At 72.6% G+C, this 8295-nt stretch carries 2 protein-coding genes; both read right to left on the bottom strand.

Features of this window, described 5'->3' with window-relative positions; genetic code table 11:
- A partial coding sequence (locus G6W55_RS36420) for a type I polyketide synthase (RefSeq protein WP_175524900.1) occupies positions 1–1692 on the bottom strand: 1692 nt, incomplete at its 3' end.
- A 97-nt stretch (positions 1693–1789) separates the two neighbouring features.
- On the bottom strand, positions 1790–8295 hold a 6506-nt coding region (locus tag G6W55_RS36415; protein WP_303049966.1), incomplete at its 5' end, for a type I polyketide synthase.

The raw sequence follows: 8295 nt of genomic DNA, 5'->3' as shown, positions 1-8295 counted from the left end.
CCACTGCGCACCCTGCCCCGGGAAGACAAACACCACCCGACCACCAGAACCAGACCCGGCGTTCACATCACCAAGCCCAGCCAGGAGTTCCTCCCGATCACGGCCCACGACAACGGCCCGGTGCTCCAACGTCGCACGCCCCGTCGCCAGCGACCAGCCGACGTTCGCCGGAGAGAACTCCGGCTGCTCTCCGAGATGGGCGACCAACTTCGCCGCCTGCTCCCACAATGCCTCGGCACTGCGCGCGGACAGGATCCACGGCACCGCCACCGGCTCCACCACCGCCGCCCGCTCCACCTCCGGCGCATGCTCAAGAATCACATGCGCGTTCGTACCGCTCACGCCGAAGGACGACACACCCGCCCTACGCGGACGCTCACCCGTCCCCGGCCACTCCCGCGCCTCCGTCAACAGCTCAACAGCACCCGCCGACCACTCCACCTTCGACGACGGCTCACCCACATGCAGCGTCCGCGGCAACACACCATGCCGCATCGCCTCCACCATCTTGATCACACCCGCCACACCCGCAGCCGCCTGCGCATGCCCGATATTCGACTTCAACGACCCCAGCCACAGCGGCCGCTCCCGGTCCTGGCCGTAGGTCGCGATCAACGCCTGCGCCTCGATCGGGTCGCCGAGCGTGGTGCCGGTGCCGTGCGCCTCGACCGCGTCCACGTCACCAGCCGACAGCCCGGCGTTCGCCAGCGCAGCACGGATCACCCGCTGCTGCGAAGGCCCGTTGGGGGCGGTCAGACCGTTGCTGGCCCCGTCCTGGTTGACGGCCGAGCCACGCACCACCGCCAGCACCGGATGCCCGTTGCGCCGCGCGTCCGACAACCGCTCCAGCAGCAGCATGCCCACACCCTCGCCCCACCCCGTACCGTCCGCGTCGTCGGAGAACGACCGGCAGCGGCCGTCCGGCGACAGCCCCCGCTGCCGACTGAACTCCACGAAGAGGCTCGGGGTGGCGATGGCGGTGACGCCGCCGGCCAGGGCGAGGGTGCACTCGCCCGACCGCAGCGCCTGCACGGCCAGGTGCAGGGCCACCAGCGACGACGAACAGGCCGTGTCCACCGTGACCGCCGGGCCCTCAAGGCCCAGGATGTAGGCCACGCGGCCCGAGGCGATGCTGCCGGCGCTGCCGTTGATGAGGTAGCCCTCGAATTCGGCCGCGGTGCCGCCGTAAATGCGTGCCGCGCCGTAGTCGTCGTACATGACGCCCGCGAACACGCCGGTACGGCTGCCGCGCACCGCATTCGGGTCGATGCCCGCCCGCTCGAACACCTCCCAGGACGTCTCCAGCAGCAGCCGCTGCTGCGGGTCCATCGCCAGCGCCTCACGGGGGGAGATCCCGAAGAACTCCGCGTCGAACCGGTCGAGGTCGTGGAGGAATCCGCCTTCGCGGGCGTAGGTCCTGCCCCTGCTCTCCGGGTCGACGTCGTAGAGGGCGTCGAGGTCCCAGCCGCGGTTCGTGGGGAACGCGGACACCGCGTCGGTGCCGGTCGCCACGAGGTTCCAGAGGTCCTCGGGGCCGGCGACTTCGCCCGGGTAGCGGCAGCTCATCGCGGTGATCGCGATCGGCTCCGCGTCGGCGTCCTCCAGTTCCCGCAAACGCTGCCGGGCCTGGTGCAGGTCTCCGGTGACACGCTTGAGGTAGGCGCGAAGCTTTTCTTCGTTTGCCGTACCCACGCTTTCCCCCTTCGTGTTCCGCGTTCCACGCCGAACAGCGTTCAGTTGAGTGATGTGCAGTGAAATGAAGTGATCGGTCAGGAATGGGCGGCAGGGGTCAGAGTTCCTCGTCGATGAACTGGAAGAGGTCGTCGTCGCTGGCGTGGTCGAGTTTGTCGGCCACGGTGAGCCCGGCGTCCGCGCTGCCTGTGCCGTCCCCCTCGCACTGGGCGAGCAGCTTGCGCAGCCGGGTCTGGATGAGGGCGCGCTCCGGATCGTCCTGGGCGAGTCCGGTGAGCGCCGACTCCAGTGCGTCGAGCCCGCGCAGACCGTCCTCGACCGCGGACGCGGCACCTGCCGGGGCCAGTTCGGCAGCCAGGTGCGCCGCCAGGGCGCCCGGGGTCGGGTGGTCGAAGATCAGGGTGGCCGGCAGCCGCAGTCCCGTCTCCCGACCCAGCAGGTTCCGCAGTTCGATCGCGGTCAGCGAGTCGAAGCCGACGTCCTTGAAGGGCCGTGCCGCCTCCACGCCCGCCGGGGTGGCGTGGCCCAGTGCTGTGGCCGCGTGGCTGCGCACGAGGTCGAGGAGGGCTCGGTGCCGCTCGTCCTCGGTGAGGCCCGCGAGCCGTTCCCGCAGTGCCGGGCCCGTGCCCTCGGCTCCCGCTCCCCCGGTCGCCGCTGCGGTGCCGGTGTCGCTCGCGGCGGACCGCCGCGCCACGGGTACGCGCACCAGCCCGCGCAGCAGTGTCGCCACGCCGTCGCCGTCCGGTCCGTCCGCAGCCCGGGCGCTCAGCGCGGCCTGGTCCAGCCGCATCGGCAGCAGTACGGCGTCGTCCGCCCGGCCGGCGGCGTCGAACAGCGCCAGTGCGCGGTCGGAGTCCAGCGCCGCGATGCCCAGGCGGGCCAGCCGCTGCCGGGCGCCCTCGCCCAGCCGCTCGGTCATGCCGCTGCGCTCGGCCCACAGGCCCCAGGCCAGCGAGCGGGCGGGCAGCCCGAGCGCGTGGCGGTGGTGGGCGAGGGCGTCCAGGAAGACGTTGGCCGCCGCGTAGACGCCCTGGCCCGCCGTGCCGAGCGTGCCGGCGGCACCCGAGAACAGGATGAACGCCGACAGGTTCGACTCGCGCGTCAGCTCGTGGAGGTGGAGCGCGGCGTCGACCTTCGGGCGCAGCACCCGGTCGATCTGGCCGGGCGTGACGGCGGTCAGGGTGGCGTCGTCCAGCACACCGGCCGCGTGCACCACCGCGGTCAGCGGATGCTCGTCCGGTACGCCGTCCAGCAGCCGTTCCAGCGCCGCACGGTCGGCGGTGTCGCAGGCCGCCAGGGTGACCTGGGCTCCCAGCGCGGCGAGTTCCGCGCGCAGTTCGGCGGCCCCCTCGGCGTCCGGGCCGCTCCTGCTGGTCAGCAGAAGGTGCCGTACGCCGTGCTCGGTGACGAGGTGCCGGGCGAGCAGGCTGCCGAGGCCGCCCGTGGCTCCGGTGACCAGCACCGTGCCCGACGGGTCGAGCGGCGGGCCCGCGACGTGTGGCCGGGAGGCCGCCGGCCGCAGCCGGGGGACCAGCGGTTCCCCGGCGCGTACGGCGAACTGGGGCTCGCCCAAGGCCAGCGCGGCCACCAGGGCCGGACGCGAGGTCTCGTCCTGGTCGAGGTCGGCCAGGACGAACCGGCCGGGGTGCTCGGACTGCGCGGAGCGGATCAGTCCCCACAGCGGTGCCTTCGCCAGATCGGGCCGCTCGCCCGCACCGGTCACCACGGCCCCGTCCGTGAGGAGGACCAGCCGGGACGCCGCGAACCGCTCATCGTCCAGCCAGGCCCGCGCGGTCGCCACCGCGCCCTCGACCGTCGCGCGTACGTCGTCCGCGGCGCCCGCGACGTCCTTGTCGCCGTCGTCCTCACCCGAGACGTACGCCACCAGCACCACGTCCGGTACGGCCGTCTCGCCGGCGTCGATCGCGGCGGACAGCGCCGCCAGGTCCGCGTGGACGGACACGTCGGCGGGCGCGCCCGGGACATCGCGCAGGTGAACGCTGAGCTTGCCCTCGTCGGGGCCGACCACGGCCCACGCCCCGGGGCTCGCGGACCCGGCCGACCTGCGCAGCGGTTCCCATTCGACGCGGAACAGCTCGTCGTCGTGACGTTCCGCCGCCGCGGCGAGCTGTTCGGGCGCGACAGGCCGCAGCACCAGCGAGTCGATCACGGCCACGGGCCGGCCGGCGCCGTCGGCGACGACCACTGAGGCCCCGTCGCCCCCGGCGGGCGTCAACGCCGCCCGCACGACCGAGGCCCCGGCCGCGCGCACGGAGATCCCGCGCCACGCGAAGGGCAGCACGAAAGCGGGCCGCTCGCCGTGGAAGTCACCCATGCGCAGTCCGTGCAGTGCCGCGTCCAGCAGCGCCGGATGCAGTGTGTGCCCGGCGGCGGCATCCCGCTGGTCGTCCGGGAGCGCTGCCTCCACGAATACCTCGTCACCACGCCGCCAGGCCGCGCACACGCCCCGGAACACCGGGCCGTAGTCGTAGCCGTCGGCGGCGAACTCCTCGTACAGAGCACCCGTGTCCACGGCCACGGCGCCCTCCGGCGGCCAGGCCGTCAGATAGCGCACCGGCGGCACGGGGCTCTCGGCGACCGCCAGCACGCCCTCGGCGTGCCTGGTCCACTCGTCGCCGTAGGACAGGTCCTCACGCCGGGAGTGAAGGGCGAGCGTACGCCGTCCGGCCTGGTCCGACGCCCCGACGGTCACCCGCAGCCGGGTCCCGCCCGTCTCCGCGACGATGAGCGGAGCCTGCAGCGTCAGCTCCTCCACGACGGCACAGCCCACCTGGTCCCCGGCCCGCACGGCCATGTCCACGAACGCGGTCCCGGGCAGCAGTACGGCTCCGGCCACGGCGTGGTCGGCCAACCACGGATGTGTCCACAGGGACAGCCGACCCGTCAGTACGACACCGCCGTCGGGGAGTTCGACCGAGGCTCCGAGCAGCGGATGTTCCGCCGACTCCGCCCCGAGCGCGGTCAGCGCGGCTTCCGGCGTGCCGGTGCTGGTGCTGGTGTCGAGCCAGTAGCGGTGGCGTTGGAAGGCGTACGTCGGCAGATCGACACGCTGGGCACCGGTGCCGGTGAACACCGCCTTCCAGTCCACGTCGACCCCGTGAGCCCAGGCCCGGGCCAGCGCCGACAACAGCGCCTTCTCCTCCGGCCGGCCGCCGCGCAGCGCCGGGACGAACACCGCCTCCGAAGCCACCTGCGAACCCGGCCCCGTCAACACACCGTCCGGACCCAGCTCCAGGAAGACGGACACACCCTGCGCCGCCAGCTCCGCCACACCATCGGCGAACCGCACGGCCTCACGGACATGCCGCACCCAGTACTCCGGGACACAGACCTCCGCCGACGCGGCGATCCGGCCCGTCAGATTCGACACCAACGGAACACGCGGAGCCCTGAAGGTGAGGTTTTCGGCGACCGTGCGGAACTCCTCCAGCATCGGCTCCATCCGCGGCGAATGGAACGCATGCGACACCGCCAGCCGCTTGATACGACGACCCCGCGCCGAGAACTGCGCCGCCAACGCCATGACCGCGTCCTCGTCACCGGAAACCACCACGGACGTAGGGCCGTTGAGAGCCGCGATACCCACCCGGCCCTCACCACCCACGAGGAGCTCTGCGACTTCTTCCTCGGCGGCCTCCACCGCCACCATCGCCCCACCAGGCGGCAAGGCATCCATCAGGCGGCCACGCGCCGCGACCAGCCGCGCCGCGTCCTCAAGCGACCACACCCCGGCCACATGCGCGGCGACCAGCTCACCCACCGAATGCCCGCCCACAAAATCCGGACGCACTCCGAAGGACTCCACCAACCGGAACAGAGCCACCTCGACCGCGAACAAACCCGCCTGAGTGAACACCGTCCGATCCAGCACACCGGCCTCGGACCCGAACACCACATCTCGGACACCCGTCCCGGCACCCAGCTCCGCATCCAACGCCACACACGCGGCATCAAAGGCCTCGGCGAACACCGGGAAACGCTCATACAACTCCCGGCCCATCCCCAGCCGCTGGGAACCCTGACCCGAGAACAGCACCGCCAGCCAGCCACCCGCCACACCACCGGTGACCAGATCCGGCACGGACTCACCCCGCGCCAACGCCTCCAGCCCCCCCACCAACTCCTCACCCGAGGAGCCGACCACCACAGCCCGGTCCTCCAAAGCCGCCCGCCCCGCCAGCGACCAACCCACATCCACCGGCGAAACACCCTCGCCCACACCGGACAGCAACCGCTCCGCCTGCGCCCGCAACGCCGATTCCCCGCGCCCGGACACCACCCACGGCACCACCGACGCCACCACACCCGCACCTTCAACCACCGGCCCCGAACCCTCCGGAGCCTCCTCCACAATCACATGCGCGTTCGTCCCACTCACACCGAACGCGGAGATGCCCGCCCGACGCGGTTCCCCCGTCTCCGGCCACTCCCGCGCCTCCGTCAGCAACTCGACAGAACCCGCAGACCAGTCCACCTTCGACGAAGGCACATCCACATGCAGCGTCCGCGGAAGCTCACCGTGCCGCATCGCCTCGACCATCTTGATGACGCCGACGACCCCGGCGGCGGCCTGCGTGTGTCCGACGTTGGACTTCAACGAGCCGAGCAGCAGCGGTCGTTCCCGGTTCTGACCGTACGTCGCGATGAGCGCCTCGGCCTCGATCGGGTCGCCGAGGGCCGTGCCCGTGCCATGGGCCTCCACCGCATCGATGTCACCGGCCGACAGCCCGGCACTGGCCAGGGCGGCACGGATCACGCGCTGCTGGGACAGCCCGTTGGGGGCCGTGAGGCCGTTGCTGGCGCCGTCCTGGTTCACGGCCGAACCGCGCACGACCGCCAGCACCGGATGCCCATTACGCCGCGCGTCCGACAACCGCTCCAGCAGCAGCATGCCGACGCCCTCGCCCCACGAGGTGCCGTCGGCGGCGTCGGAGAACGCCTTCGAGCGGCCGTCCGGGGCCAGTCCGCGCTGCCGGCTGAACTCGATGAACAGGCCGGGGGTGGGCATCACGGTCACGCCGCCGGCCAGGGCGAGTCCGCACTCGCCAGCGCGCAGCGCCTGTACCGCCAGGTGCAGGGCGACCAGCGACGACGAACAGGCCGTGTCCACCGTGACCGCGGGCCCCTCCAGGCCGAGGGTGTAGGCGATACGGCCGGAGATCACGCTGGAGGACTTGCCCGTCAGGAGGTAGCCCTCGACGGTCTCCGGGGCCTCGTGCAGGCGGGCACCGTAGTCCTGGTAGGTCATGCCGGCGAAGACGCCGGTCGCGGTGCCCTTGAGGGAGGTCGGGTCGATGCAGGCCCGCTCGATGGTCTCCCAGGACGTCTCCAGCAGCAGCCGCTGCTGGGGGTCCATCGCGAGCGCCTCACGCGGTGAGATCCCGAAGAAGGCCGGGTCGAACTCGGCGGCGTCGTAGAGGAATCCACCCTCCCGGGCATACGTCCGGCCGGGTCGGCCGGGGTCCGGGTCGTACAGGCCCTCGATGTCCCAGCCACGGTCGGTGGGGAAGCCGGAGACGGCGTCCTGGCCGCGTACGAGCAGCTGCCACAGCTCCTCGGGCGTCTGCACGCCGCCGGGCAGCCGGCAACCCATCGCGACGATCGCAATCGGTTCGTCACCGCTCTCGTCGCCGCTCGCGGCACCAGCCGCGGGTGCGCTCTCGCGGGTCGCGGCCAAGGCCGTGGCGGACTCCGGCCCGTCCTGTGCCCCGAGGAGTTCGGTGTGCAGGTGCCGGGCCAGGCGCGTGATCGTGGGGTGGTCGAACACCGCGCCGGTGGCCAGTCGCAGCCCGGTGGCGGCGTTCAGCCGGTTGCGCAGCTCCACGACCCGCATCGAGTCGAAGCCGAGTTCCTTGAAGGCGCGCCCGACCGCGACCGCGACCGCGTCCGTGTCGCTGTGGCCGAGGACCACCGCCGCGTGGGTACGGACCAGCTCGGTCAGGGCGCGCTCCTGCTCGCCGGGAGCAAGTCCCGCGAGCCGCTGGGCCAGCGCCGTACCGGGCGGCACCGCCCCGTCGGCGGAGCCGGTGCCCGGCAGAGCCTCGGCTGCCACCGGTGTGGAGGCCCGCAGTGCCTCCGGCACCCCGTCGAACAGCCGGCCCGGTCCCGTCGGCGCGTACGCCGCGACGAACCGCTCCCAGTCCACGTCCGCGACGGCGAGGAACGGCCGGTCGGGACCCGTCGCCTGCGCCAGGGCCTCGATCGCGGCCTCCGGCGCCATGGCGACCAGTCCGCGTCGCCGCATACGCTCGTCCGTGGCGTCCCCGACCATGCCGCCGCCACTCCACGTGCCCCAGGCCAGGGACAGCGCGGGCAGTCCGCGGGCGTGCCGGTGCTGGGCGAGCGCGTCCAGGGAGGCGTTCGCTGCGGCATAGGCGGCCTGGCCGCCGTTGCCCCAGACGCCGATGACGGAGGAGAAGAGCACGAAGGCGTCGAGATCCTTGCCGGAGGTCAGCTCGTCGAGGTGGTGGGCGGCCTCCACCTTCGACCGCAGCACTCCAGCCAGCGCTTCCACGGACAGCGTGTTGATCACACCGTCGTCCAGCACACCGGCGGTGTGCACCACACCCGTCAGCGCCGGGA

The sequence above is a fragment of the Streptomyces sp. CAI-85 genome (assembly GCF_013363615.1).
Lineage (GTDB): Bacteria > Actinomycetota > Actinomycetes > Streptomycetales > Streptomycetaceae > Streptomyces > Streptomyces antibioticus_B.
The sequence above is the reverse complement of the archived record's forward strand: the minus strand, read 5'-3'. Positions and strand labels throughout refer to the sequence as shown.